The organism is uncultured Roseobacter sp. (assembly GCF_947501835.1).
GTDB lineage: Bacteria > Pseudomonadota > Alphaproteobacteria > Rhodobacterales > Rhodobacteraceae > Roseobacter.
In genome coordinates this window covers 276135-302586 of the sequence record NZ_CANMXR010000003.1, presented here as the reverse complement: position 1 = coordinate 302586, position 26452 = coordinate 276135, and the positions used below count along the sequence as shown (strand labels likewise).

General features: G+C 58.7%; 31 protein-coding genes. 14 read left to right on the top strand and 17 right to left on the bottom strand.

Going from position 1 to position 26452, the window contains the following annotated elements:
* Window positions 1-15 precede the first annotated feature (15 nt).
* Complete coding sequence (locus Q1A20_RS08240; protein WP_298973848.1) at window positions 16-480, bottom strand: hypothetical protein; 465 nt, start codon at window positions 478-480, stop codon at window positions 16-18.
* A gap of 287 nt (window positions 481-767) precedes the next feature.
* Between Q1A20_RS08240 and Q1A20_RS08235 the strand changes: the two genes are divergently transcribed.
* Window positions 768-1349: a thymidine kinase gene (locus Q1A20_RS08235; RefSeq protein WP_299402821.1), complete on the top strand. Its 582-nt coding sequence runs from the start codon at window positions 768-770 to the stop codon at window positions 1347-1349.
* Window positions 1350-1353: 4 nt separating this feature from the next.
* Here Q1A20_RS08235 and Q1A20_RS08230 read toward each other — a convergent pair whose 3' ends face one another.
* The 5 genes from Q1A20_RS08230 to Q1A20_RS08210 form a co-directional block, all read right to left on the bottom strand.
* The gene (locus tag Q1A20_RS08230; RefSeq protein ID WP_299402819.1) at window positions 1354-2292 is read right to left on the bottom strand and encodes a D-glycerate dehydrogenase; all 939 of its coding nucleotides are present in this window, start codon (window positions 2290-2292) and stop codon (window positions 1354-1356) included.
* Window positions 2293-2303: 11 nt separating this feature from the next.
* Window positions 2304-2642, bottom strand: coding sequence for a tRNA-binding protein (locus Q1A20_RS08225; protein WP_298973850.1), 339 nt, complete (start codon window positions 2640-2642; stop codon window positions 2304-2306).
* Entirely contained in the window at window positions 2635-3450 is an 816-nt protein-coding gene (gene proC / locus Q1A20_RS08220) for a pyrroline-5-carboxylate reductase (RefSeq protein WP_299402817.1), read from the bottom strand. The genes Q1A20_RS08225 and proC overlap by 8 nt, the downstream gene beginning before the upstream one ends.
* 36 nt (window positions 3451-3486) lie before the next feature.
* Complete coding sequence (locus tag Q1A20_RS08215; RefSeq protein ID WP_298973852.1) at window positions 3487-3987, bottom strand: YbjN domain-containing protein; 501 nt, start codon at window positions 3985-3987, stop codon at window positions 3487-3489.
* A gap of 301 nt (window positions 3988-4288) precedes the next feature.
* Complete coding sequence (locus Q1A20_RS08210; protein WP_298973853.1) at window positions 4289-4531, bottom strand: accessory factor UbiK family protein; 243 nt, start codon at window positions 4529-4531, stop codon at window positions 4289-4291.
* Between the two features lie 94 nt (window positions 4532-4625).
* Here Q1A20_RS08210 and lgt point away from each other — a divergent pair, with 94 nt between their 5' ends.
* The 4 genes from lgt (at window position 4626) to Q1A20_RS08190 (ending at window position 8816) form a co-directional block, all read left to right on the top strand.
* The gene (gene lgt / locus Q1A20_RS08205; RefSeq protein WP_299402815.1) at window positions 4626-5510 is read left to right on the top strand and encodes a prolipoprotein diacylglyceryl transferase; all 885 of its coding nucleotides are present in this window, start codon (window positions 4626-4628) and stop codon (window positions 5508-5510) included.
* Complete coding sequence (locus Q1A20_RS08200) at window positions 5507-6565, top strand: SAM-dependent methyltransferase (RefSeq protein WP_299402813.1); 1059 nt, start codon at window positions 5507-5509, stop codon at window positions 6563-6565. Before lgt ends, Q1A20_RS08200 begins: the two co-directional genes overlap by 4 nt.
* Entirely contained in the window at window positions 6562-7317 is a 756-nt protein-coding gene (gene pgeF, locus Q1A20_RS08195; protein WP_299402812.1) for a peptidoglycan editing factor PgeF, read from the top strand. Before Q1A20_RS08200 ends, pgeF begins: the two co-directional genes overlap by 4 nt.
* A 743-nt stretch (window positions 7318-8060) precedes the next feature.
* Window positions 8061-8816, top strand: a complete 756-nt coding sequence (locus Q1A20_RS08190) for a Hint domain-containing protein (protein ID WP_299916718.1) — start codon at window positions 8061-8063, stop codon at window positions 8814-8816.
* Window positions 8817-8824: 8 nt separating this feature from the next.
* On the opposite strand, the gene Q1A20_RS08185 is transcribed toward Q1A20_RS08190, so the two are convergent.
* The gene (locus tag Q1A20_RS08185; RefSeq protein ID WP_298973858.1) at window positions 8825-9325 is read right to left on the bottom strand and encodes an Lrp/AsnC family transcriptional regulator; all 501 of its coding nucleotides are present in this window, start codon (window positions 9323-9325) and stop codon (window positions 8825-8827) included.
* Between the two features lie 199 nt (window positions 9326-9524).
* Here Q1A20_RS08185 and trxB point away from each other — a divergent pair, with 199 nt between their 5' ends.
* From trxB to Q1A20_RS08170, 3 genes are all read left to right on the top strand, one after another.
* Window positions 9525-10526, top strand: a complete 1002-nt coding sequence (trxB, locus tag Q1A20_RS08180) for a thioredoxin-disulfide reductase (protein WP_299402810.1) — start codon at window positions 9525-9527, stop codon at window positions 10524-10526.
* A 201-nt stretch (window positions 10527-10727) separates the two neighbouring features.
* On the top strand, window positions 10728-12047 hold the full coding sequence (locus Q1A20_RS08175) for a cytochrome P450 (RefSeq protein WP_299402808.1): 1320 nt from the start codon (window positions 10728-10730) through the stop codon (window positions 12045-12047).
* 178 nt (window positions 12048-12225) lie between these two features.
* Window positions 12226-13944, top strand: coding sequence for a bifunctional sulfate adenylyltransferase/adenylylsulfate kinase (locus Q1A20_RS08170; RefSeq protein ID WP_298973864.1), 1719 nt, complete (start codon window positions 12226-12228; stop codon window positions 13942-13944).
* A gap of 60 nt (window positions 13945-14004) precedes the next feature.
* Here the strand turns inward: Q1A20_RS08170 and Q1A20_RS08165 are convergent, their stop codons facing one another.
* The 3 genes from Q1A20_RS08165 to Q1A20_RS08155 all read right to left on the bottom strand — a co-directional run bounded on the left by Q1A20_RS08165 (window position 14005) and on the right by Q1A20_RS08155 (window position 15593).
* Window positions 14005-14877 (bottom strand): PhzF family phenazine biosynthesis protein, encoded by an 873-nt coding sequence (locus Q1A20_RS08165; RefSeq protein WP_299402806.1) that lies wholly within the window; start codon window positions 14875-14877, stop codon window positions 14005-14007.
* A gap of 73 nt (window positions 14878-14950) precedes the next feature.
* Window positions 14951-15175: a DUF1150 family protein gene (locus Q1A20_RS08160; protein ID WP_298973868.1), complete on the bottom strand. Its 225-nt coding sequence runs from the start codon at window positions 15173-15175 to the stop codon at window positions 14951-14953.
* 4 nt (window positions 15176-15179) lie between these two features.
* Window positions 15180-15593, bottom strand: a complete 414-nt coding sequence (locus tag Q1A20_RS08155; RefSeq protein ID WP_298973870.1) for an Hsp20 family protein — start codon at window positions 15591-15593, stop codon at window positions 15180-15182.
* Between the two features lie 159 nt (window positions 15594-15752).
* On the opposite strand from Q1A20_RS08155, the gene Q1A20_RS08150 reads away from it, so the two are divergent.
* The 3 genes from Q1A20_RS08150 (at window position 15753) to Q1A20_RS08140 (ending at window position 17617) form a co-directional block, all read left to right on the top strand.
* Window positions 15753-15977, top strand: a complete 225-nt coding sequence (locus Q1A20_RS08150; protein WP_298973872.1) for a DUF465 domain-containing protein — start codon at window positions 15753-15755, stop codon at window positions 15975-15977.
* Between the two features lie 91 nt (window positions 15978-16068).
* Window positions 16069-16557: a 5-(carboxyamino)imidazole ribonucleotide mutase gene (gene purE, locus Q1A20_RS08145; RefSeq protein WP_299916717.1), complete on the top strand. Its 489-nt coding sequence runs from the start codon at window positions 16069-16071 to the stop codon at window positions 16555-16557.
* Window positions 16550-17617: a 5-(carboxyamino)imidazole ribonucleotide synthase gene (locus Q1A20_RS08140; protein WP_299916716.1), complete on the top strand. Its 1068-nt coding sequence runs from the start codon at window positions 16550-16552 to the stop codon at window positions 17615-17617. Before purE ends, Q1A20_RS08140 begins: the two co-directional genes overlap by 8 nt.
* Window positions 17618-17625: 8 nt before the next feature.
* Here the strand turns inward: Q1A20_RS08140 and Q1A20_RS08135 are convergent, their stop codons facing one another.
* Entirely contained in the window at window positions 17626-18771 is a 1146-nt protein-coding gene (locus tag Q1A20_RS08135; protein ID WP_299916715.1) for an alpha-D-ribose 1-methylphosphonate 5-triphosphate diphosphatase, read from the bottom strand.
* The gene (locus Q1A20_RS08130) at window positions 18758-19549 is read right to left on the bottom strand and encodes an alpha/beta fold hydrolase (RefSeq protein ID WP_298973879.1); all 792 of its coding nucleotides are present in this window, start codon (window positions 19547-19549) and stop codon (window positions 18758-18760) included. Before Q1A20_RS08130 ends, Q1A20_RS08135 begins: the two co-directional genes overlap by 14 nt.
* Window positions 19550-19621: 72 nt before the next feature.
* Here Q1A20_RS08130 and Q1A20_RS08125 point away from each other — a divergent pair, with 72 nt between their 5' ends.
* Window positions 19622-20077 carry an NUDIX hydrolase gene (locus Q1A20_RS08125; RefSeq protein WP_299916714.1) on the top strand — a complete coding sequence of 152 codons (456 nt, stop codon included), beginning with the start codon at window positions 19622-19624 and terminating at the stop codon, window positions 20075-20077.
* Here Q1A20_RS08125 and Q1A20_RS08120 read toward each other — a convergent pair.
* Together Q1A20_RS08120 and Q1A20_RS08115 are read right to left on the bottom strand one after the other, a co-directional pair.
* Complete coding sequence (locus Q1A20_RS08120; protein WP_299916713.1) at window positions 20043-20891, bottom strand: DMT family transporter; 849 nt, start codon at window positions 20889-20891, stop codon at window positions 20043-20045. The two genes, Q1A20_RS08125 and Q1A20_RS08120, sit on opposite strands and share 35 nt — an antisense overlap.
* A 113-nt stretch (window positions 20892-21004) precedes the next feature.
* Window positions 21005-21724, bottom strand: a complete 720-nt coding sequence (locus Q1A20_RS08115) for a HAMP domain-containing sensor histidine kinase (RefSeq protein WP_299402793.1) — start codon at window positions 21722-21724, stop codon at window positions 21005-21007.
* A gap of 261 nt (window positions 21725-21985) precedes the next feature.
* On the opposite strand from Q1A20_RS08115, the gene Q1A20_RS08110 reads away from it, so the two are divergent.
* Window positions 21986-22408, top strand: a complete 423-nt coding sequence (locus Q1A20_RS08110) for a response regulator (protein ID WP_299916712.1) — start codon at window positions 21986-21988, stop codon at window positions 22406-22408.
* A gap of 134 nt (window positions 22409-22542) precedes the next feature.
* Here Q1A20_RS08110 and groL read toward each other — a convergent pair whose 3' ends face one another.
* The 3 genes from groL to Q1A20_RS08095 all read right to left on the bottom strand — a co-directional run bounded on the left by groL (window position 22543) and on the right by Q1A20_RS08095 (window position 25393).
* The gene (gene groL / locus Q1A20_RS08105) at window positions 22543-24186 is read right to left on the bottom strand and encodes a chaperonin GroEL (RefSeq protein ID WP_298973886.1); all 1644 of its coding nucleotides are present in this window, start codon (window positions 24184-24186) and stop codon (window positions 22543-22545) included.
* Between the two features lie 67 nt (window positions 24187-24253).
* Window positions 24254-24541, bottom strand: a complete 288-nt coding sequence (gene groES, locus Q1A20_RS08100) for a co-chaperone GroES (protein ID WP_298973900.1) — start codon at window positions 24539-24541, stop codon at window positions 24254-24256.
* Between the two features lie 189 nt (window positions 24542-24730).
* Entirely contained in the window at window positions 24731-25393 is a 663-nt protein-coding gene (locus Q1A20_RS08095) for a DUF2161 domain-containing phosphodiesterase (protein ID WP_299402789.1), read from the bottom strand.
* Window positions 25394-25669: 276 nt separating this feature from the next.
* Here Q1A20_RS08095 and Q1A20_RS08090 point away from each other — a divergent pair, with 276 nt between their 5' ends.
* Complete coding sequence (locus Q1A20_RS08090) at window positions 25670-26383, top strand: VPLPA-CTERM sorting domain-containing protein (RefSeq protein ID WP_298973902.1); 714 nt, start codon at window positions 25670-25672, stop codon at window positions 26381-26383.
* Window positions 26384-26452 lie beyond the last annotated feature (69 nt).

Genomic DNA, 26452 nt, shown 5'->3' with positions numbered 1-26452 from the left:
AGCCCACCACAGGGGTCAGGCTGCGCCGTGATCGTTTTCCAGATGCAGCTTCATATCGATCAGCACCTGCTGCAACAGGCCAGTTTCGCGTAGCAGGCGTTTAGCTTCGTTGACCGTGATTTTACCGTCTTCCATGGATTGCTGATATTCCCCCATCAGCATTGCAAACCGCTGGCTCAGCGCGATGACATCGGCGTTCACACCCCCGGGACGCTCCGCATTGGGGCGGCGCTCGTCATATTGCAGGGACGTCCCCGCAAGTTCCGCCAGCGCACCTGTCACATGCGGGTATTTGGCCGCCTGTTCCAGCAAGGCAACGGTTTCAATGGGCATATAGCGGTCAGAATGCTCATCATGGTCGGAGTAATAGCGGCCAAGTGTTGCCTTTGATTTTCCGGTAATCTGGCAGGCTTGTTCAATGCCAACGTCCTTGACCAGCGACTCCGTGTGCTTCTTCAGGTATCTGCCGATCGCCGTCATATCGTCCTCATCCAGCTCAAATTTTACATATCCACCGCTAGGGGGAAAACCGTCTAGGGTTTTCCATTAATCGGATGTCAGGGAAATGTCATTTATAAAAGTGCTCCCATTGTTCGGGGGATTAGCGAGTTGCCGGTGTTCCCTACACCGGTTTTGGGTCGGAGCTTTGTTGCGCTCCGCCGGTTTGGGAGCGGCGGGTCGGCTGAAAGGCCGACAGCCGCGCACTGGCTCCTGTTTGATATCCTCAGATGCTTGCAGCCGCTTTTGACCACGCCTATCAAGCGATTATGGCCAAGCTCTATTTTCACTACTCCACCATGAATGCCGGGAAATCCACGGTGCTGTTGCAAGCCGCGCATAACTACCGCGAGCGGGGCATGGTGCCCTATCTGTTGACCGCCCGGTTTGACAAGCGCGCAGGCGAGGCCTGTATCGCCTCGCGCATCGGGATCCGCGAAGAGGCCGATACCTTCGCCACCGCAGACGACCTTTTTGCACGTATTGCCCAGCGCCAAAAAGAAGGACCCATCGCCTGCGTCTTCATCGATGAGGCGCAATTTCTGACGGAGGAGCAGGTCTGGCAACTGGCCCGCGCGGTGGATGATCTGGGCGTGCCCATCATGTGCTTTGGGCTGCGCGTCGATTTTCGGGGCAAGCTGTTCCCAGGATCCGCCACGCTTCTGGCATTGGCCGACGAAATGCGCGAGGTCCGCACCATCTGCCATTGCGGGAAAAAGGCGACGATGGTGGTGCGGATGGACGCCAGTGGCAAAGCCCTGCGCGATGGCGCACAGGTGCAGATCGGCGGCAATGAAACCTATGTTTCCCTCTGCCGCCGCCACTGGCGCGAAGCGGTTGGCGACAGCTGAAAAATCAGACCTTGTTGGGCGGCGCTTCCCCTGCAAAGAAGGCCTTGAGGTTATTGACGGTCATCATCCCCATGTCTTCGCGTACTTCCAGCGCGGCGGTGCCGATGTGCGGCAGCAATACGACGTTTTCCATCGCCTTCAGCGCATCCGGTACGGCAGGTTCGAATTCATAGACATCCAGACCGGCCCCGCCAATCTGACCTGACGCAAGCGCGCTGATCAGGGCGGTCTCCTCGACCACATTACCGCGCGCAATATTGATCAGATGCGCATGGCCTTGCATGGCGGCCAGAACATCCGCATTGATCAGGTGATGGGTCTCGTCCCCGCCCGGCACCGCGATCACCAGCACATCAACGGCCGCGGCCAGATCCAGCAGGCTGTCCTTTTGCTCTGCCGGGAAATCGAGCGTTTTCGCGGACCGGCTGTGGTAGGCCACATTCATGCCAAATCCAAAATGGCAGCGTCGCGCGATGGCCTGTCCAATACGCCCCATGCCGACGATACCGACTGTCTTGCCACCCAGGTGCATGCCCAGCAGTTGGGTCGGGTGCCATCCATCCCAATGGCCCGCGCGCACCATACGCTCACCTTCGCCAGCACGGCGCGCGCTCATCAGCATCAGGGTCATCGCGGTATCGGCGGTTGCATCCGTGACCGCACCCGGCGTGTTGGTGACGGTCAGCCCTGAGGCCGCAGCAGCATCCACATCAATGTGGTTATACCCCACCCCGAAATTCGCGAGGATCTGGCATCGCCACGCAGGTTCCGCTGCAAAAATCTCTGCCGTGAACATATCGCCCAGCGTCGGCACAACACCGTCATAGTCGCTCAGCGCCGCGCGCATTTCTTCGACGGTTAAGGGCGTCGTCATGGGCCGCACGGTCAGATCAAAGAGCGCCGCCGCAGCCGCTTGTACGCTGTCCGGCAAAGGCCGGGTCATAAAAACCTTGGTCAATGCATTCGCCCTCCTCCGGGCACTTCAATATCCGGTGTGATCAATACGATTTCGCCGGTGTCATCCGGCAGGCCAAGCACCAGCACTTCTGACATGAAGGGGCCGATTTGCCGTGGCGGGAAATTCACCACCGCCAGGACCTGTTTTCCAACAAGCGCCTCGGGCGTGTAATGCGCGGTGACCTGTGCAGAAGACTTGCGCTCGCCGATCTCATCTCCGAAATCGATCCACATCTTGATGGCGGGTTTACGCGCCTCGGGAAAGGGTTCGGCGCGCAGCACCGTGCCGCACCGCACGTCGACCTTCAAAAATTCGTCAAAGCTGATGTTATCCATTTGCCAACTCCCGTGATCTGTCGGTGGCCGCTTTGACCGCGCGCGCCAAGAGCGCAGGAAAGCCGGTCTCTTCATCCATCAGAACCTCAAGCGCTGCCTGCGTCGTGCCATTGGGCGAGGTGACATTGATGCGCAATTGCGTTGGGTCCTCCTGCGCAGATTGTGCAAGGGCGCCGGCACCGGCCACCGTTGCCTTGGCCAATTGCATCGACAGATCGGCAGGCAGCCCCTGTGCTGCGCCAGCGGCGGCCAGTGTTTCGATCATGTGAAAGACATAGGCCGGTCCTGATCCACTGACCCCGGTGACCGCATCGATCTGGCTTTCTGTCTCCAGGCGGACAACCTCACCGACCGCACTCAGAAGGGCCTCCGCCTCATCAAGGGCCGCAGCCTCCACAACCGAATTGCCGACAATTGCGGTGATGCCGCGCGAGATCGCAGCTGGCGTATTGGGCATGGCACGCACAATCGGCGTTTGCGCGCCCAGGATGCTTTCGAAAGTGGCGATCGTGATCCCGGCCGCAACGCTGACAAAGACGGTTGTGCCATTGCCCATGGCTTTGAGTGTTGGCAACGCATCAGCCATCATCTGAGGTTTCACCGCCACCAGAACAACCGCCGGGGCCGCTGGAAGGGAACCGCCGAGATGCACGCCAGTTGATGTCAGCCAATCGGAAGGATTTGGGTCAACCACCCAGACCGAGGAGGCGGGCAAACCCTTTGCAAGCCACCCCGCAAGCATCGCAGAGCCCATCTTGCCGCAGCCCAACAGGACAAGGCCGCTTTGCGCAATACGACTGTCTTTCATGTGATACCCCTGAACCTTTCGCGTCAGGGGTGAGTGTTACGCGCGACCGTAAGCCTCTGCAATGGCGACCTGCAGCGCCTGCGTTGGTGTCTGGTTGCCCCAGACCAGCAATTGCATCGCGGGATAGTACCGCTCAGCACTCATCACCGCAGCCCCGATCATGGTATCGATCTGATCGGCGCTGGCCACATGACCACCCGCCAGCACCAGGCCATAGCGGTAGACCATCAGCTTTTGTTCGTCCCAGTAGGTAAAGGCACCTGCCCAGCACTGGTCATTCACGTGATTGAGCAACTCGTATAGCTCGGGCAGTTTTTCCTCTGGCGGCTCCATGTCGAAGGTGCAGATCATGCGCAGCGTTTCGTCATAGGCCGACCAGGCCAGCGTCAGGGAATAGGTGCGCCACTGACCTTCCACGGCCATCGCGATCTGCTCGTCCGAAATACGGTCGAAATCCCAATCATGATGGGTTGCAAGATGCTCTACAATGTCGATGGGGTGAATATCGTCTTCCAGATACTGCTCTGACAGGGCCATGATGCCACCTCTTTTTATCGCGCTAGCGCTGCGGACCGGTGACGGCCCCAAAGCTAGGCGCCTGCTCTACAGACCGGGGCGATCCCCCGTGCCCATACCAGATATGGTGCGGTGTGAAATGCGCTGTGGCAACCCCTATTCTTGTGGGTAACCGCAATAAGTTGTGGATGTTTGGGATTTCGGCGCAAAATGTCACCAATCGTAACGATTGGTAATCGTGCTTAACCAGATCTTAACTGAGGTTAACCCAAAAAGCGGCCAAAAGGGCCGCTGGTGCTGCGTCATCACGGTAGATTTTGGGTCAGTCTTTCGCGTCCAACGCGTCGAGACGGGCCTTGAGCGCTTCGTTTTCTTCGCGGGCTTTCTGCGCCATCGCGCGGACCGCATCAAATTCTTCCCGCGTCACAAAATCACGATCCGCAAGCCAGCGATCCATCATGCTCTTCATCGCGGTTTCGGCCTCATCGCGTGCACCCTGCGCCACGCCCATCGCATTTGTCATCAACTGCGAGATATCGTCGAAAATCTTATTGCGCGTTTGCATCTGTCGCCTCCGGCTGTTCACAAATGGTATATGGTGGCAAACTGCGGCTGCTGCAAGGTTGACTTCCACGCCTCACCGCCCGAAAGGATGCGCCATGCGTGCTCTGCTGCCTTTCCCCGACATCTCGCCGGAGATCTTTTCGATCTCCATTTTTGGTTTCGAGCTGGCGCTGCGCTGGTACGCACTGGCCTATATTGTCGGTATCCTGATCGGCTGGCGGCTGGTGGTGCGCGCGGTCAGAACACAGCGCCTCTGGGAAGACAACAGCCCGGTGATGACGGCTCAACAGATCGAAGATCTGCTGACCTGGGTGATTATTGGCGTGATCCTCGGCGGACGGTTGGGTTACGTCGCCTTTTACCAACCGGCCTATTATCTGCAGCACCCGGGTGAAATTCTCGCGGTCTGGCAGGGCGGCATGGCTTTTCACGGTGGCCTGCTGGGCGTGATCCTTGCCGGCTTGATCTACACTTGGCGCCATAGCATTCCCCGGCTGAGTGCTGCCGACATCATGGCATTGGGGGTGCCGCCGGGGCTGTTGCTGGGGCGTATTGCGAATTTCATAAATGCCGAGCTTTGGGGCCGCCCGACGGATCTGCCATGGGGCGTGGCCTTCCCGACCGAAGCTGCGCAATACTGCCCGGATGTGGTCGGCATCTGCGCGCGCCACCCCTCGCAACTTTACGAGGCGGCGCTTGAAGGCTTGCTTTTGGGTGCAGTCCTCATCTGGCTGGTCTGGCGCTCCGGCGCACTGAAAACACCGGGGCTGGTGGCTGGCGTCTTCTTTGCGGGCTATGGCATGGCGCGGTTCGCGGTCGAATTCGTCCGTCAGCCCGATGCTCAATTTATCACAGACGGCAACCCGCTGGGACTGGCATGGCATATTGGCGGATGGGGGCTGACGATGGGTCAAATCCTCTCGCTCCCCATGATCATGCTGGGCATTTGGCTTGTTTCCAGAGCCCGCCGGATGTCATGAGCCTGCGCGACCGCCTTTGTGCCCGTATCACCGCGCAGGGTCCAATCTCTCTGGCCGACTACATGGCCGACTGTCTGCTACATCCCGAGTTTGGATATTACACAACCGGCCTGCCCATCGGCGCAGCAGGTGATTTTATCACGGCACCGGAGATCAGTCAGATGTTCGGGGAACTCATCGGGCTTTGTCTGGCGCAGGCCTGGATGGACCAGGGGAGCCCCGACCGGTTCACATTGGCTGAACTGGGACCGGGTCGTGGCACCTTGATGGCGGATCTGCTGCGTGCCACGCGCGCTGTCCCGGGGTTTCATGACGCCGCCGATATCGTTCTCATCGAAGCCTCCGCGCCGCTCGCCGCCCTGCAAAGGCAGGCCCTGGCGGACCATAGCGTCAGCCACAAGGCACATGTCGACGCGCTCCCGGACGGTCCCCTGTTTGTCGTGGCAAACGAGTTTTTCGACGCATTGCCGATCCGGCAATTCACGCGCGCTGAAAGCCACTGGCGCGAAACCCAGATCGGCGCGCAGGATGGGGTTTTGACGCTGGGCCTCGGCCCCGAACTGCCGCAACCCGCGCTCGCCGACCGGCTGGGCGACACCCGCGCAGGTGACGTGATCGAATATGCACCCTTTGCGGCGCCAATAATCGACGCGCTGGGCAGCCGGATCGCGCGGCATGGGGGGGCTGGTCTGATCATCGACTATGGCGATTGGCACAGCCTGGGTGACACCTTTCAGGCCCTGCAGGACCATCAGCCGGTTGACCCCTTGGCGGAGCCTGGTCGGGCGGACCTCACCGCACATGTGGATTTTGAAGCCCTGGCCGTCGCAGCACCCTGCCTGACAACCCGCCTGACGCCGCAGGGCGTTTTTCTGGAACGCCTCGGGATTGCCCCGCGCGCGCAAGCGTTGGCTGCGGGTTTGAACGGCGCCGCCCTCGACCGGCACATCGCCGCGCATCGACGCTTGACGCACCGGGATGAAATGGGAAACCTGTTCAAAGTAATTGGCCTGTTTCCCCAAGACAGCCCACCGCCGCCTGGGTTGGAGATATGACGCTCGAAATTTTGACCTCTGAAAGCCTCGCGTCTGTCCGACATGGCTTTTTCACGCGGCGCGGTGGCGCATCTTCCGGCGTTTTTGCCGGGCTGAACTGTGGGCAAGGCAGTTCCGATCAATCCGAAATCGTCGCGATCAACCGCGCCCGTGTTGCCAAAGCCATGGGCGTGCCGCCTGAAAATCTGCTCAGCGTGCATCAGGTGCATTCAGCAACCGCTGTCACGGTGGCGGACACCTTTGAGGAAAAGCCCCGCGCCGATGCGATGGTCACGAACACACCGGGTTTGGCCCTGTCGATTCTGACCGCCGACTGTCAGCCGGTTCTCTTTGCCGATACGGACGCGGGCGTCATCGGTGCCGCCCACGCGGGATGGCGCGGCAGCCTGGAAGGCATCCTAGAGGCGACCATTGACGCAATGTGTACCCTGGGCGCGAGCCGCGACGCGACTGTAGCGGTAATTGGCCCCGCCATCTCCCAGCGCGCTTATGAAGTCGGCCCTGAGTTTTTCGAGATTTTTCTTGCCGATGATCCGGGCAACGCGCGTTTCTTTGCCAATGGCCGGGAGGACCGTATGCACTTTGACCTTCCCGGATACGGGCTGCACCGCTTGCGCAATGCCGGAATTGCGTCCGCAGAATGGACACGACACTGCACCTACGCCGATCCGGATCGCTTTTATTCTTATCGTCGCACGACACATGAAAAAGAGGCGGACTACGGTCGCCTGATTGCCGCCATCACATTGTGAAACATCTGTGATCTGGGCGAGAATTCGGCACATCTCGCCGCTTCATCGCCGCATTCTGCGTCAACAATCCGCATCTTCTGGCATGATTGGCGTCGATTCAAACCCCTGATGTGGCGTTTTCCTCTTAAAAATAGGAGCGCACACCAATTGCGGCAAATTCTGCGCAATTTGCTGAATTACAGCGAAAGTTTTCGAAAATTTTTTTCAGTTGGTCAAAAAGCGGCCAGAATGGCCTGCCAGTTTGATCATCAACAAGAGGCAAACGCCCAGATCAACATTGAGCAGGAAACCCGATGCACACCAATAAACGCTTTATCAAATCAGTCGTCGAAGCGGCCGCGCAAGCAGACGTCGAAATGCCATGGGCACGCGGCAAACGTCGGGCAGCCTTTGTCGCAAAACGCGCAGAGGCACAGAAAACATCACGCAAAACAGGCTAATAAGAAGGCCACCTCCAGGGTAATCTCTGGAAAAAAGAACCCTCCAATGGAAACGCCCCCAGCTTCGAATCGCCGGGGGCGTTCTCGTTTGGAATGTGGCAAACTTTGCAGATAACGGGAAACAAACCCTGTGAAACCACAAAAACTATGTCGCCGCCCCGGCCAATCGAGCCCCTTCTTTGACACGCTCTGACCGACGAAGGTATTTTGAGAGATCAAAGAACACGAAAGCACGCGTCCCGTCCTTTCCGTGTGCGTCGGTGGGGCCGACATGGAATGCGACCAACTTGAAAAGCGGATTGTATGAAGTCCAAGTTCCCCAATGCCACTGGTTCGGCATCCCCCCGGTCTGCAGATGTGCCGTCTGAACCCGCTCAAAACACTCTTGGTGTTCGCATCGCCGATATTGCAGCGCTGCGCGCCGACGGCAGCATTGTGATCGGACAACGCAAAATACCCAGTCTGCCCCTGTTCGATGAGGCGTTTTCCGCTTTTGCGCATGGGACAAATTTGCAATCGGACAAGGGCCCGATCGCGATCGAGGATTTGCAACCTGGTGACCGTTTGCTGACCGCTGACGGCGGATCCAGTGAAATTTCGTGGATTGGATCTTCTACGTTCATGCCCTCGGACAAGGGTAATTTCACGCCGCTCACACGCATCATGGCCGATAGTTTTGGGGTCAGCAGGCCGGACAGCTTCCTGAGCCTCGGCCCGGCAGCGCGCCTGTTGCAGACGCCTGCGCATTTACGCAGCGAGGTGGGTGAAAAACGTGTGTTTACCCCTGCCCGCGCATTTGTCGATGGCGTGAATGTCATCGAGGTCGCGCCGCCGACACCGATCCGCATGTTTCACCTGTGCCTGCAGCGTCACGCAGCCGTTATTGCAGGTGGTCTGGAGATAGAGACCTATCATCCGGGCGCCAACCCCCTGCGGTTGTTGTCACATACCCTGCGCACGGTGTTCATGTCCGTCTTTCCACAAATCAGCCATGTCAGCGACTTCGGGCCGATGAACTATGCACGCGCCTCAGTGGAAGATGACCTGACCGCCGCCTGACAACCCGATTACGCCGAATTGCTGAGACGTTCTTCCAGCACCTCAAAGGGCACGCCGGGTTCATCCTTTGCGCCACGGATGACCAAAGAGGTCTTGACGCTTTCGACATTGGGCGTGGTCAGCAGGTCGCCCGTCAAAAACCGCTGAAACGTCGAAAGGTCAGGTGCTGCGCATTTGAGGATGAAATCCACCTCACCGTTCAGCATATGACACTCGCGCACCAGCGGCCAAGCGCGGCACCGGTCCTCAAAAGCGGTGAGATCGGATTCGGCCTGGCTCGCAAGGCCAACCATCGCGAACACCTGCACTTCGAACCCCAACTCGCGGGCATCGACATCCGCATGGTAGCCTTTGATATACCCGGCCTCTTCGAGCGAGCGCACGCGGCGCAAACAGGGCGGCGCAGAGATGCCAACACGATTGGCCAATTCCACATTGGTCATACGTCCGTCGGCCTGAAGTTCTGCAAGGATTTTTCGGTCAATCGGATCTAGTCGTGTTCCAGCCATTTCACCCCCAATATTTGCGGTTGTTATAACACTGCCCAAGCTATGCGCAATATTCTTTCGCTCCAGCGCAAGATTCTTTCCTCGATTGCCGAAACATGCAAGGCCGGGTTGCAACCAACGCCTGCACGCGGGGGGTTTAAGCTTGGCCCACCCCACTATATATCCGTTCTCGCTGCTATGATATTCTTTGGGGGTCCTTATGGCCGAGACAAGACAAACACGCGTCCTCATCATCGGATCAGGACCGGCAGGCTATACCGCCGGCGTCTATGCAAGCCGGGCCATGCTGAACCCCATTCTTGTACAAGGGATCGAGCCAGGCGGTCAGTTGACAACCACCACGGAAGTGGAGAACTGGCCCGGTGACACCGAAGTGCAGGGCCCGGACCTGATGGTGCGCATGCAGGAGCACGCCAAGGCCATGGGCACCGAGATCATTGGCGACATCATTACCGATCTGAACCTGGATCAACGCCCCTTTGTTGCCAGGGGCGACAGCGGCACAACCTATATTGCCGATGCGGTCATTCTGGCGACCGGCGCGCGGGCCAAATGGCTGGGATTGCCCAGCGAAGAGAAGTTCAAAGGCTTCGGCGTGTCGGCCTGCGCCACCTGTGATGGTTTCTTTTATCGCGGACAGGAAATCGCGGTGATCGGCGGCGGCAATACCGCTGTGGAAGAAGCACTGTTTCTGACCAACTTTGCCTCCAAGGTCACGCTGGTTCACCGCCGCGACGAGTTGCGCGCGGAAAAAATCCTGATCGACCGGTTGATGAAAAACCCCAAGATCGAACCCCTGTGGTTTCACGAGTTGGACGAGGTTGTCGGTACAGAAAGCCCGCTGGGCGTGGAAGGCATCCGCGTCAAGCACACCAAGACCGGCGAAATCACCGAAATTGCGGCCAAGGGGGTCTTTGTGGCCATCGGGCACGCGCCCGCAAACGAATTGGTCAAGGACGTGCTGGACACCCATATGGGCGGCTATGTCGTCACGAAACCCGACAGCACGGAAACCTCGATCCCGGGCGTTTTTGCAGCGGGTGACCTGACCGACCACAAATACCGTCAGGCGGTGACGTCTGCGGGTATGGGATGCATGGCCGCGCTGGAAGCGGAGCGGTTTCTGGCCGAGCATGAGGACGCCGATACCTCCCTGCCCCTTGGCTACGGCGCAGAGGTTGCAAACAGCGCTGCCGAATAGCGGCACACCGAATTTGTAGCGGATAGTACACGCCGGGAAACCTCCCGGCGCGATGCTACTTGTCGCGCCATGCCCACGTGAAATCCCTGTGGTGTTGCGTGCGCACGGTGGATTAAGACGCCTCTCACTTCGTGACCGGATAAGTCAGCCGGTGCCCGCCTTGGCGCGCCCTGATTTCTCCATGTCCACGAGGTCTCTCCCATGCCCACCAAAGCCGCCCTGGCCCATATTCCCGGCCCGCCCGCCCTGCCGCTGATCGGTCACACGCTGAAAATTGCCCGTGACAGCTATGGCACGCAGCAGGATTACATCGCGCGCTATGGGTCGGTGTACAAGACCAACATGCTGGGGGTCTGGCGGGTGAACCTTTGCGGTGCGGATGCGATGGAAATGGTGCTGATGGACAAGAACCGCATCTTTTCATCCCAAGGCGGATGGGATGCACTGCAACGCATCTACCCCGGCGGTCTGCTGCTGCAGGATTTCGATCACCATCGCGCCAATCGCCGGATCATGCAGGCGGCCTTTCGTGCCGCGGCGATCCGCGACTACCGGGTGCGCATGACCGGTGCGATGAAAACTCTGCTGGACACATGGCCCGATGGAGAGGCGTTCTGTTTCTACACCGCCATCAAGAGCCTGACCCTCCGGTTGGGCGGCGCGGTCTTCATGGGCCTGCCGCTGGATGGGGACCTGGCGAATAAGGTTAACCGCGCCATTCAGGACGAAATCAGAGCGGCGATTGCCGTTATCCGACGCCCCGTCCCTTTCACGTCAATGTGGCGCGGTGTGCGTGGACGGCGGTTCTTGCGTGAAACCTTCCGCACCCTGATCCCGGAGCGTCGGGCGCAAGGCGGCGATGATTTCTTCTCGCAGATGTGTCTGGCCACCGATGAAAACGGCCAAGGGTGGAGCGAGGATGAAATCCTCGATCAGTTCAATCTGCTGATCATGGCAGCACATGATACCACGGCCACGGCGCTCTCCGTCATGATCGCGGCGCTTGGCGCCCATCCGGCGTGGCAGGATCGCCTGGCGCAGGAAGTGGCAAACCTAGGCGACGGCCCGTTGGACGAAGATGCCCTGGGCAAGATGGTGCAGACCAATCTGGTTTTCCGCGAAGCCCTGCGGCTGGTGCCGCCCGTGCCCTTTATCCCCCGCTTGGCGGTGAAGGATTTCCAGTGGCAGGGGTTCGACATTCCCGCTGGCACCTCGATCACGCTGAACCCGGGTGTGACGATGCTATCGCCTGAACATTTTTCCGACCCAACCGAATTTGATCCCGAGAGGTTCGCGCCGGGGCGCAACGAAGATCAAAGCCATAAATTCGCCTGGAGCCCATTTGGCGGTGGCGCACACAAGTGTATCGGCATGCATTTCTCCACCATGCAGGTGAAGCTCTTTGTCGCGACCCTACTGCGCGACCATCGGGTGCAGCTGGCAGGCAAAGCGCCAGAGTGGCAACGCATGCCGATCCCCAAACCCAAGGGGGGTCTGCCGGTGATTCTCACCAAAGCATAGCGCCCCTGCCAAAGCCGTAGGCGACACTGAACTCGCGGTGTGCGGAAATCAGCGCCCGCTGGCCAAATTGCCAGAATTTGCCGCACTCTCCACTTGAAAGAGCCACACGACACGCGTTAAAGGCCTCGCGAGGGCATTTTGGGGGGAAATGCCACACCTTTATTAAGCGAGTAATTTGATGACCACACCAAACCTATCACCGATCCCCGAGCTCTATGTTTCCTACGACTCCGCGCAGAAGCTGAAGAGCGAAGCAGGCGACCTGCTGAGCTGGGATCTGACCCCCCGTCAGATCTGTGATCTTGAGCTGCTGATGAACGGCGGCTTCAACCCGCTCAAAGGGTTCCTGACGGAAGCAGACTACGATGGCGTTGTCGATAACATGCGCATGGCGGATGGCGCGCTCTGGCCCATGCCGATCACGCTGGATGTAAACGACGCCTTTGCCGATCAGTTGGAAATTGGTCAGGACATCGCGCTGCGTGATCAGGAAGGTGTCATCCTCGCCACCATGACCGTGACCGACCGCTGGACGCCGAACAAGGCCAAGGAAGCGGAAAAAGTATTCGGCGCGGATGACGATGCGCACCCTGCCGTGAACTATCTGCACAATCAAGCGGGCAACATCTACCTCGGCGGTCCGGTGACCGGCATCCAACAGCCCGTGCACTATGATTTTCGCGCCCGTCGCGACACGCCAAACGAATTGCGCGCCTTCTTCCGCAAGGTGGGTTGGCGCCGCGTGGTCGCCTTCCAGACCCGGAACCCGCTGCACCGCGCGCACCAGGAACTGACCTTCCGGGCGGCCCGCGAAGCCCAGGCCAACCTGCTGATCCACCCGGTCGTCGGCATGACGAAGCCCGGTGACGTCGATCACTTTACCCGCGTGCGCTGTTACGAGGCGGTGCTGGATAAGTATCCGGCGGCAACAACGTCGATGTCACTGCTGAACCTTGCCATGCGCATGGCGGGCCCACGCGAGGCAGTCTGGCACGGTCTGATCCGGAAGAACCACGGCTGCACCCATTTCATCGTGGGGCGTGATCACGCGGGCCCCGGCAAGAACTCCGCCGGTGACGATTTCTATGGCCCCTATGACGCGCAGGAGCTGTTCCGCGCGCATCAGGAGGAAATGGGCATCGAGATGGTGGACTTCAAACACATGGTTTGGGTCCAGGAACGTGCGCAATACGAACCCATGGACGAGATCAAGGACAAGGATGACATCACCATCCTCAACATCTCGGGCACGGAACTGCGCCGCCGTCTGGCCGAGGGTCTGGAAATCCCTGAATGGTTTTCCTTCCCAGAGGTTGTCAACGAGCTGCGCCGCACCCGGCCGCCACGGGACCAGCAAGGGTTTACTGTGTTCTTCACAGGTTTCTCTGGCTCCGGCAAATCCACGATTGCCAACGCGCTGATGGTCAAGCTGATGGAGATGGGGGGCCGTCCGGTCACGCTGCTGGATGGGGACGTGGTGCGCAAAAACCTCAGCTCCGAGCTTGGGTTTTCCAAGGAACACCGCGATCTGAACATTCGCCGCATTGGCTATGTCGCCTCCGAGATCACCAAAAACGGTGGTATCGCGATCTGCGCGCCCATTGCGCCCTATGCGACAACACGCCGGGCCGTGCGCGAGGACATCGAGGCCTTTGGCGCCTTTGTCGAAGTCCACGTGGCCACCTCGATCGAAGAATGCGAACGCCGGGACCGCAAGGGGCTCTACAAGCTGGCACGTGAAGGCAAAATCAAGGAATTCACAGGCATTTCAGATCCCTATGATGTGCCGCAGAATCCTGAACTGAGCGTCGAGACCGAGAATGTCGAGGTCGACAATTGCGCGCATCAGGTGTTGTTGAAACTGGAAAGCATGGGGTTGATCAGCGGTCGCGTCTGATCGATCCTGCAGCAGATCGAAAGCCGCCCGCATACCCATGCGGGCGGCTTTTTTATTTGGCTAAGACAGGAATGCCTTACCGGACATCACCAATGCGCCTTGTCCAGACACTTCCACACCTGTGATCGCATCGCGCTCCCCAAGGACCTTGACGGATGCCCTGCCCGGGCGGCCCATGCCATGCCCCTGCTCCGCCACGAAAGCCGGTTCAGGGATCATGCCCTGCGCCCAGAGATAGGCCGCCATCGCGCCGGTGGCGGAGCCGGTGAAGGCATCTTCCGGCGGGCTGGGCGGGGCCAGCAACAGCCGGCTGAACGTATCGCCATGATCCGTGGCCCCGGACAGGGTCACCCAAAACGGCTCCATCATATCCGTGTCTGGTTGCCCCAGAAATGTGCTGAAGCTGCGCAGGGCGTCCACGTCAAATTTGAGCCGCTCCAGCGTCGCGCGATCCTTGAGAACAGTGACGCAAAATGGCAGGCCGGTTGAGACCACCTGCGGCTGTCCAACGATGTCGTCGGGCGCGACCCCACCCACCGCGGCCACAATATCAGCGGGAACTGTTGGGCCGAATGTCGGCGCGATCTGGGTCATCTTCACGTGATCGCCTGTCACTTCGACCGGAATGACACCGGCCTGCGTCTCCAGCGTCAAGGGGCCATCGGTCACCAGATCCCGCGCACGCAGCGCCATAACGGTCGCAACCGTTGGATGACCGGCAAAAGGGATCTCCCGACTTGCCAGAAAATACCGCACCCGCACGTCCGCAACATCGGATGGGCCGGTGAATGTGCATTCGACCAGCGATGTTTCGCGCACATAGGCCATGCAAACCGCATCGGGCAGATCGGCCCCTCCGTGCACGACGGCGCAGCCGTTGCCGCCAAAGACAACATCCGAAAACGCATCCACCCAATCGAAATCATAGCTCATGGCAACCCCCAAACCAAAAAAGGCCGCAGCGATCTGCGGCCTTTGTCATCAATTTCACCCTGCGGGTCGGGCGTCAATGCACCGCCACAGGCGCATAGTCGTTTTGCCGTGCCAGGCGAAAGGCGAGGCCGCGATCCGCCACCAGGGCCAGTTGTTGACCATCGCTGTCGTGCACCGCATAGAGATGGTCCAGATCACCCGCCTGATCGCGAACTTCGCTGGGCAATTCGGTCACATCAACTGTTTTGACGTAGACGATGCGATTTTCAGCTGGCGCTGTTTCAAATGGTTCTTGCATGTCGTCACCCTTTCTTGATGTTGATGGTTTGCACCACCGTCTGCGGTTTGGCGCGGCTGAGGTCCACGTGCAGCAGACCGTTTTCCATGATCGCTTCGCCGACATCTACACCGTCTGCGAGCACGAAGCTGCGCTGAAACTGGCGCGCTGCGATCCCGCGATGCAGAAACACGCGGCCTTCACTGTCATCTGTCTGCCGCCCCCGGATCACCAGTTGGCGATCTTCCACGGTGATCGACAGGTCATCTTCGGCAAATCCCGCCACCGCCAGCGTGATCCGGTAGGAATAGTCGGAGGTTTGTTCAATATTAAAAGGCGGGTAGCCTTCATTGCCGGATTTCGCGGTGCGTTCCAGCAAACGCTCAAGCTGTTCAAACCCCAGCATATGGGGATAGGAAGCGAGGGTCATCTTCGTCATGCGACACGTCCTTATTCGTCAAGCGACAGTCAGATAAAGGCCCCGTTATGGCGACCTTTGGTATGAATATGGGTAGCAATCATGCCGGACGCAAGGGCTAGGCGTATTGATGGTGAATGCTTATGATAAGACCTATATCTTGTACGGAATCACGCACCCATGAATGCTCCAACCGATCTTTCGATGAAAACGGACGAAGTGCTGCGGGTTGAGCTTGCCGTCTTTCGCCGCGAGCACCGTGATCTGGATGAGGCGATTCACGCCCTTGTCGACAAGGGGATGGGGGATCAATTGACGCTGCAACGGCTGAAAAAGCGCAAATTGCGGCTGAAGGACATCATTGCACAGATCGAAGACCGGCTGACCCCGGATATTATCGCCTGAGCCGTTTTCACGCAGATTTTCAACGCATTGCCTACGCCCCACGTTTGGCTATAGTGCCGCTTCCAGAAATCGGGCCAGGGGAGCCTTTGACATGACCGCACCCGTTGTTGGGATCATCATGGGCAGCCAGTCCGACTGGCCCACGATGCGCGAAGCCGCCAACCTGCTGGATGAATTGGCCATCCCTTATGAGACCCGCATCGTTTCGGCGCACCGCACCCCGGATCGCTTGTGGGACTACGGCCAAAAGGCCGCTGCACGCGGTTTGCAGGTGATCATCGCAGGCGCGGGCGGGGCCGCGCATTTGCCCGGTATGATGGCATCGAAAACGCGGGTGCCGGTGATTGGCGTCCCGGTCCAGACCAAGGCGCTTTCGGGTGTGGATTCACTTTATTCGATTTTGCAGATGCCGCGCGGATACCCGGTTGCGACAATGGCCATTGGCGCAGCAGGCGCGGCCAATGCGGCTCTGATGGCCGCAGGCATCCTGGCGCTGCAGGATAATGCCTTAGCTCAGCGACTGGATGCCTGGCGCGAAGCCCTATCTGCGTCGATTCCCGAGGCTCCCACGGATGACTGACCCATTGGAGACCGGCGCCACGATCGGCATTCTGGGGGGCGGACAACTGGGGCGGATGCTGTCGGTTGCGGCGTCCAGACTTGGGTTAAAAACGCATATCTTTGAGCCGGGTGCCGCACCGCCTGCCGGACAGGTGGCCGACCGCGTCACAACCGCGTCTTATGAGGATATAGACGCCTTGACCGCCTTCGCCCAAAGCGTCGACGTGGTGACATATGAGTTCGAGAACATTCCGACCTCGGCATTGGACACCATCGAAGAGATCACCCCGATCCGCCCAGGGCGCGAGGCGCTGCGGGTCAGCCAGGATCGGCTCACCGAAAAGACATTTCTGCAAAATCTCGGCCTGACCGTTGCCCCCTTCACCGACATTCCGACCTGCGACGCGCTTGAAACCGCAGTGCGAGACATCGGCCTTCCCGCAATCCTGAAAACCCGCCGGTTTGGATACGACGGCAAGGGTCAGGCGCGCCTGGGATCGCTCGATGATGTCGATCAGGCGTGGGCCGAGATGGGCGGAAATTCGAGTATTCTCGAAGGCTTCGTCGACTTCGATTATGAGGTTTCGGTCATCGCCGCCAGAAGTCCGGACGGAGATGTCGCATGCTATGATCCCGGCGAAAACGTGCACCGCAATGGTATTTTACACACCACAACCGTGCCTGCACGATTGTCCGCAGCTCAGCGCACGGATGCAGTTTTGATGGCGGCCAAGGTTCTGAACGCTCTGGAGTATGTGGGGGTCTTGGGGGTTGAACTCTTCGTCACGCGTGGCGGATTGGTCGTGAATGAAATCGCGCCGAGGGTACATAATTCAGGTCATTGGACACAAAACGGATGCACGGTTGATCAGTTTGAGCAGCATATCCGCGCGGTCGCAGGCTGGCCGCTGGGCGACGGGACGCGTCATGCGGATGTGACGATGGAAAACCTCATTGGCGCGGACATGGCCCGCGTTGCGGCCCTGGCGAAAGAGCGAAACTGCGCGCTGCATCTTTATGGAAAGGCCGAAACAAAACCGGGGCGCAAGATGGGCCATGTAAACCGGATCGTTACGTAAAACCCGCGCTAGAGGGACATAAAGCGCGCCGCGATCTCACCTGACATATAGCTGAACCTGCCAGCGGCCATGGTTGCCGCGACACGCTGCGTTTCGGCGTCTAAAATCACGATGTCCGCCCGCTTGCCGGGCTGCAGCGTGCCACGATCTTGTAATCCCAAAACCCGCGCAGGCCCTTCGGAGACCAGTTGCCAGCAGGTCGCAAAATCAGCCACACCGCATTTCGCAAGCATCAACGCTGCGCGCCGCGGGCTTGGGTAGTGATAATCTGAGGCCACCGCATCGCACAGCCCCATGGCGATCAGCTCAAGCGCGGACACATTGCCCTTGTGCGAGCCACCGCGCACCACATTCGGCGCACCGAGGATCACCGCATCACCTGCACCCCTGGCCGCCTCTGCGGCTTCCAGAGTTTCGGGGAATTCCGCAATCGTGATGCCGCGACGATGCCAGGTATCACGCGCCGCTTTCGTGGCGTCGTCATGGCTGCCCATGCGCACCGCTTTTTCATGCAAATGCGCGCAGAGTCGGTCCAGCGCCTCTGGGACCTTGTCGGCTTGTGCGTGCAGTCGCATCATCATATCGAAATGGTCGTCCGGGTTGCGCCCGGCCTTCAGCGCCTGCCCGACCATACGAGGCGGTTTGCGACCCTGCGACAACCGGTCATGCGGCAGGTGATCGTTGAACACAACGTAGTCGACGCCCCATGCCGTCACGCGCTCCGGCAAGCCGTCGTACAAGTCCAAAAGGTGGATTTCGAGCCGCAGCTGCGCGCGTAAATCCGTTACCAGAGCAGGCGCTGTATCCCGGATCGCAGTAAACACCTGATCCGCGAATTCAGGACCGCGCAGCCCCCCTTCCCAACTGACAAATTGCGCCAGCACCGCCGTCGTGATCCCATTGGCGGCCAACTCGGCCTCTGTCGCGACAATCCCTTCGGCCATTTCCTTCATGGCACCCCGGCGCGGGGCAAGATGACGTTCAAAACCGTCACCATGCAGGTCCACAATGCCCGGCAATACCAAAAAGCCATCAAGGTCCACCGCGCGCCCGGTCGATCCCTCGCCAATCAGATCACCGGCAATAGCCAAGTCGGCGCATGCGAGACCCTCAGAGCCCAGAACCTGCGCACCTTGAAGCTTAAGGTCGGCCAATCATCTCTCCCACGCTCGGCACGCAACTGCCATCGGGGCAGCCAAGTTGCGACAGCACCGCGTCGAACCAGGTGAGCGTCCGGTCGAATTTACCGGAATTCAGAAAGGAGACCGTTTGAGCAATCACGCGTGGATTGTTCATCATGAACGTATGCGTCACGGGCAAAACGATATGGTCATTCATCCCAGCAACGCGCGTGGAAGCGACCGACACCTTGCCATCGTCCCGCCCCGGCAACAGCGATGAAAAATAGGGATTAAGCGATTGGTCCCCGGCAATCACGCCGAGGTCAAAAGTCACAGGCGGCAAGCGTTGTGGCAGATTTCCGGGCCCTGTACCCAATTGCGCACCGGCTGGGCCATTGATCCAATCAAAGGCTTCGATATCGGAAAATGCGTCCACAACCTCGCTGCCCTGATTGGGCGGTGCAAGCATCACCACGCGACCGATCCGATCCGGGTTGGCATCCGCAACCCATTGGCGCAACAGGATCCCCCCCATGGAGTGCGTCACGAAATCAACCTGCCCCCGCGGGCCGCATTTGGCCATGGCATCGGGCAAGGTCCGGGCAACGAGCTCCGCCACGGGCGCTGTTGTCGAGGGGTAACCGGGCCGCACAACGGTATAGCCCTCGGCCATCAAAGCCGTCTCCATCAGGGCAAATGAAAACTCCGTCCGCGCCAGCCCGTGCAAGAGCACGGCACATCGCGCATTGGCTGTGGTTGCTGCCAAGACGACGGCACAAGCGGCCAAAAGAATTCTCACGGTACTGGTCATGCTCCTTCAGATAGTGTCATTGTTGGCCTTGCGAAAGTGTAACGTCACGCGCTTTTAACGGAACCTGAATTTATGCCTCCAAACCCTGTTCGCCTGGCTGCCCGCGCAGTGATTGTTCATAACGCGCGCCTGCTGTTGGTGAATGCCTGGCCAAAGGGGCGCAGCACCCTGCTTTGCGCGCCCGGCGGCGGTGTCGAACCCGGGGCCTCCTTACCGGATAATCTGGCGCGTGAAGTCCACGAAGAAACCGGCCTGCGGGTTGATGTCACGGCGCCATGTCTTGTTAACGAGTTTCACGACCCGCGCAGCGGATTTCATCAGGTGGAGGTATTTTTCCGCTGCAAGATCATCGGCGGATCCCGGATTTCAGCGGATTGGCAGGATCCGGAGAATATTGTCACGCATCATATCTGGGCAACCCAGGAAGATATGGCAGGGCTTCATTTCAAGCCAAGCAGCCTTGCCCAAGTCGCTTTTGCGGACCCCGATGCGCTTAGCTACGATCCACTTGAGACGATCGTGATGTGACGGCGATGGCGATCCCGCTGATCACCAGAACCGTCGCCATAACAACAAGAATAGATACCGGCTCGCGCAGCAAAACAGCACCGCCCAGCAACGCGATGATCGGGACACTCAATTGCACCACAGCGGCGGTATTACCCTGCAACTGGGGCAACACCCGGTACCACAAGGCATATCCAAGGCCGGACGTCACGCCACCGCAGATGATGGCTAGAGCCCAACCGATGGGCGATGAATGGGTCGCCAACCCGGCCAGTATGATGGTGAGCACCGGCAGGCACAGGATGAAGTTCGCCGTTGTCGCCGCCAGCGGATCTTCGGCGGTACGGCCCGAAATCGTGTAGGCCGCCCATCCCAAACCCGCCAAGATCATGAACCCGGCGCCAATCGGGTCTGATTGTCCCCCAGGTCCAGGCCAGAGCGCAAAAAGCAGACCACAAAACGCAAGCGATGCACCACCAAGCTGGCGCGATGTGGGTCGCGCATTGGTGGCCGCGCCATAGGCAAACATTGACATCTGAACGACACCAAAAAGGATCAAGGCGCCGAGGCCTGCGTCCAGCGTCAGGTAGGCCAGTGAAAATCCTGCCATGTAAGCCGCCAGGCTGAAAGCCCCCACGAACCGCGCGCGCGCAAACAAATGCATCCTGCCGCCCCTGACTGACAAAATCATGCTAAGTACAACCGCGCCAGCCAAAACGCGGATCAGGGCAAAGCTGCTGGGATCAATGTAGCCGCCATCGACGGCAAACCGTGTCAGAACCGAGTTCGCCGCAAAAGCGACCATGGTAAAGGAAATCAGCAAAACCAAACGCATGTATGCGCCTTAGCGGTTCTTTTGAGCAAGGCCAACTACGTGTTGGGTGTCAGATCGCTTGCGAAGGCAACCCGCGTTCACTTTCACGGGAAGACTGCTGAAATTGGTGTCGCCTATGCAACAATCCGTACTTCGAGCGTTGTGCCACGGTTCTCCGTGTTTTCTATAACCTTCGCGTCACCGTCGTAGAGTTTCGCGATTTTTCTCGCAATCGCGAGCCCCATGCCGCTTCCCTCGACTTCATCGCGCGGTTTCAGCGTTGTCATCGCGCCAAATACGCGCGCGTGATAGCCAGACGGGATGCCCGGCCCATTGTCGCGCACCGTCAACACCACCTGGCTGCCTTCGCGGTAGCAGGACACAATGATTTTGCCGACCGAACGGTCATGATGTTTGACGGCATTCGAAATCAAGGCCGTCAACAGTGTCAGCACATCCCGTTCGCCCATTGTCAGCCGCGCGCAATCGAGGGCACGCACAACCTTGAAACCAGACGGAATGCGTACTTCTTCCAGCACCTCATCTAAGGCATCGTTTAGGTCCACCTCTTCGATGGCCTGCATGCGCCCGATCCGTGAAAAGGTCAGGAGATCGACCAGCATGCGGTCCAACCTGCCGGTATGCTTGTTCATGAGATCGATGCTTTCGGCGACAGAGCCATCAACTTTAACGCCTGCTTCCGCCAGATCATCTTCGATCCATTGCGGTAATTCGATCAGAGCACGGACAGAATTGCGCACATCGTGACTGATCAAATAGATGAAATCCTCAAAGTCCTGCGACCCCGCAGGCAAAGATGTTTCGATGTCGTTGATGGCAATATTGCGGGTCATGAAGTCGCGATCCTCAGAAGTGTCTTTTGCCGTACGCTAGCATCGCCCGCTGAATACACCGTTAACAGGTGACACTTCGGGGAGAGGCAAATCAAATCGGGTGACGTGGCCGCAGGACCTGCCCCTTTGCATGCATTTTTGCGATCTGAAACTGGCAATCATCCGTAAACAGGTTGTCAGGTATAATCCTGCAACGCCTGGCGCACGACCGGAGCCTAAGAACGACTTGGCCAGAATTAGACAGCCGCAGAGGATCACGATGTGATAACAGACGCGACATTCCTGCTGGTGGACGACGATGCGGTCGCCATTCTGGCCGTGCGGCGCGCGTTGAAAAGGCTGAAGATCACCAGCGCTACACTTACGGCAAGCGACGGCCAGGATGCTTTGGCTGTGCTGCGCGACGCTGAATCCGCAGAAAATAGCGCTGTGGTCCCGTTTATCGTCATCCTGGATTTGCAGATGCCGCGCATGGGCGGTTTGGAATTCCTGGATGCGCTGATTGGTGACGAGCGCCTGCAAGATGTCATGGTTCTGGTTTTTGCGCCTCCGGAAATGCACCACCTGATCAAATCCAGATATGGCCAACACGTTCGCGGTTTTTTGGACAAGGACAGGACCGAAGAGACGTTGGCGCAGGCGCTGACCAAACTTCGGGACAGCAGTGCGACCGTTTCGGGATAGGTGACCAGAACCCTCTCGATGCGAACAGCAAACGCTTTGAAACCATCCAAAGTCGCCGCTTGATTGACTGATCCTGGCCATAAAAAAGGGCCCGCCAGAAGGCGAGCCCAATTCTTTCACCAGATCGGCGTGGCTTACATCATGCCGCCCATGCCGCCCATGTCGGGCATGCCACCGGCAGGTGCCGCGCCTTCTTTTGCAGGCTTATCAGCAACCATAGCTTCGGTGGTGATCAGCAGACCGGCAATGGATGCCGCGTCCTGCAGCGCTGTGCGCACCACTTTGGCCGGGTCGATCACACCGAAGGCAAACATGTCGCCATACTCTTCGGTCTGAGCGTTGAAGCCAAAGGCTGCGTCGTCGCTTTCGCGGATCTTGCCCGCGACAACGGAACCGTCCACACCAGCGTTTTCAGCGATCTGACGCAGCGGTGCTTCCAGTGCCTTGCGCACGATGGAGATGCCGACGCTCTGATCGTTGTTTTCGCCAGCGAGGCCTTCGAGTGTCTTACCGGCCTGAACCAGTGCAACACCACCGCCCACAACGATGCCTTCTTGTACGGCAGCGCGTGTTGCGTTCAGCGCATCGTCCACACGGTCCTTGCGCTCTTTCACTTCCACTTCGGTCATGCCGCCAACACGGATCACAGCAACACCGCCTGCCAGTTTGGCAACGCGCTCTTGCAGCTTCTCACGGTCGTAATCGGAGGTAGTTTCTTCGATCTGCGTGCGGATTTGCGCCACACGTGCTTCGATTTCAGCCTTCTCGCCGGACCCATCAACGATGGTGGTCTCATCCTTGGTGATCTGAACTTTCTTGGCCGAGCCCAGCATGTCCATGGTCACGGATTCAAGCTTCATGCCCAGATCTTCGGAGATCACCTGACCGCCGGTGAGGATCGCAAGGTCCTGCAACATGGCTTTGCGGCGATCGCCGAAACCAGGTGCTTTGACCGCTGCGATTTTCAGACCGCCGCGCAGTTTGTTGACCACCAGGGTTGCCAGCGCTTCGCCTTCAACGTCTTCTGCAACGATCAGGAGTGGTTTTTGCGACTGGATCACTTGCTCCAGCAGCGGCACCATTGGCTGCAGCGAAGACAGCTTCTTTTCGTGCAGCAGCACGATGCAATCTTCCAGCTCAGTGGTCATCTTGTCAGCGTTTGTGACAAAGTAAGGCGACAGGTAGCCGCGGTCGAACTGCATGCCTTCGACAACGTCTGTTTCTGTTTCCAGACCTTTGTTTTCTTCGACGGTGATCACACCCTCGTTGCCGACTTTCTGCATCGCACCAGCGATCTGGCTGCCGATGTCGGCTTCGCCGTTTGCGGAAATCGTACCGACCTGTGCAACTTCGTCGCTGTCGGATACGGGGCGCGACGCGGATTTGATGGCTTCGATCACGGTTGATGTCGCGGTGTCGATCCCACGCTTGAGGTCCATCGGGTTCATGCCAGCGGCGACAGATTTCATGCCTTCCTTGACAATCGCCTGGGCCAGCACGGTCGCGGTGGTTGTGCCGTCGCCCGCTTCGTCAGCTGTGCGCGAGGCCACTTCTTTGACCATCTGTGCGCCCATGTTCTCGAACTTGTCTTCAAGCTCGATCTCTTTGGCAACGGAAACACCGTCCTTGGTGATGCGCGGCGCGCCGAATGATTTGTCCAGAACCACGTTGCGGCCCTTTGGACCAAGCGTGACTTTGACCGCGTCTGCAAGGATGTTCACACCCTTGAGCATACGGTTACGGGCATCGGTGTCGAATTTGACGTCCTTAGCAGCCATGTTGTTTTCTCCTCTTGAGAATATCTAGTTTGAGTTCAGCGAGTGAAGGTCAGAGCAGCCGGAGGGCTTACTCGATGATCCCCATGATGTCGCTTTCCTTCATCATCAGCAGTTCTTCGCCGTCGAGCGTGACTTCTGTGCCGGACCATTTGCCGAACAGGATCTTGTCACCGGCCTTCACGGCCATTTCGATCAGCTCGCCGCTGTCTTTGCGGGCACCCTCGCCACAAGCAACAACTTCACCTTCGGAAGGTTTCTCCTTCGCGCTATCGGGGATGATCAATCCGCCAGCGGTTTTTTCTTCGCTTTCCGTGCGGCGTACCAGCACGCGGTCATGAAGCGGTTTCAATGCCATCTTTGCAGCTCCTTAAGGCTCAAAGTTTCTCCCATTGGATTCAGGCGATACTCTTTTTCGCCCAAAACGTTATCACTCACCTCTATCGAGTGCTAACGCGGCATAGCTAGGCACCATCCGCCAGTGAGTCAACAGCGCTATTTGGAAAAATGTGCGGGTTTATGCACAGCCCTAAGATCCCAAGGGCCGCTAGGTGTCTTCCCAGCTATACGCCCAATGGACAAGGCCCTCACGCCCGGCGGCGGTGAGCGCGTAAATACCCTTGGACACACGTTCAAACCATCCGTAGTGATTGTCCGCCATCAGGCGCGTCGCCGTCGCAACCCCAGTTGCTTTCGCAACCTCCGAGCCCTTGCTTGCCCCCTGTTCGGCGAGATGTGCGGCGCAGCGCAACGCGTCCTGTCTGTATGAAGTCACCAATCCCAAACGGGTCTGGCCACCTGCGTTCGGATCCCCCCGGCGCCGCGCAAACTCTTTGATAAGGGCGGTTTTGCGTCTGGTCGATTTACGCGGCGCGTAGGGCCCCGGATCACAATGTACCTCCACGAAACCGTCTTTCAGCCGCACGGTCATGACGCCTAACCCCAGCCTGCGGGCCATCGCGATGGTCTGCTTGCGGGACTTCTGGCCCCGCTTTCCGGCCTTTCGCTCGAACACCATATAAACCGCATCCGTTATAGATAATCGCTCAACGCATTGGTGGAACAAGGCCAATGACGGCGCCAGCTTTAACTCCACGACAACCAAATCGCTTTCGCCGCGCATCGCCACGACATCCGCCGCGCCAACCTCGGCCTTGACGTCATAGCCCTGGCTTTCGAGCAGCCTCTTGATCGGCGGATAGAGATCCATTTCCCGAGGCGCGTTCGATGGGGGATTTTTCGACCTTGGAATGATTCGTTCCCTTCGCGGATTTCGCAGACCGGCCACCCGTTTCAGGAGGGTATTCTCGCCTCGCGAGAGCCATTCCCGGCAGGGTCGAAAATTAACCTTAAGTGCCACAGATTTCACGGCATTAAACCCACCTCCACGCTATGAACAAGGCATGATGTCATGCTAGCGTCCGTTCACTAAAACAACATAATGCCAAAACGACGGCAAAAAAAACGGTGTAAAGAGGGTACCAATATGAAGATTAAGACACTCATCTCCGCAGTGGCGGCGGTCGTGATTTCCGCGACGGCGAGCCATGCTGCGGTTTTTGACGGTAAATATCGCGCAACATCTGCCGTCGGCAATGGCGCAGACCACAGCGTGTGGTTGCAAGGCGGGCTGGGAACGGTCCACGGGCAATTCTTCGGGTCCGACTTCGATTTCGCTCCGGCTGCGGGCAAGCTGATGTTGAACAGTGACGACAGCGGGTATCTGAAGGGCCGGGCACAGTCGCAGAACGATGCGACAAGTGGTTTTGACGTGATGTTCAATTTCGGGTCGGTGCCCGGCACGGAAAACCCGGTTTTCAAGAATGAGGGTGTCGATCCCATTGGTCCGATCCGGCTTCTGGATATGACCGGCGGCATGCTGGTTGGGTTTGGCAAACTGGCCGGTTTGAACCTGAACGCGGTGCTGAAGCCAGCCAACTATCAATTTGCGGTTCAAGTTGGTGAAGGCGCCAACAACAAGAACCAAAAGCTTGGCCAGGCCTTCTGGTTCTCGCTCTCTGCGGGCAAGGGCTGTACATTGTGTGACGAGAACGCTCAGATCCGCCGCTTGCAAACGTCCAGCTATCGTGGCGACGTGAACATTGAGCTGGCGCCAGTGCCGCTGCCTGCGGGTGCTTTGTTGCTGCTGACCGGTCTGGGCACCGTGGGTGTGATGCGTCGGCGACGCAAAGCAGCGTAAGCGCCCCACTTTAGCCAACAACAGAATGTCGCGCTGCCTTCGGGGGGCGCGACTTTCGTTTGAGATGAC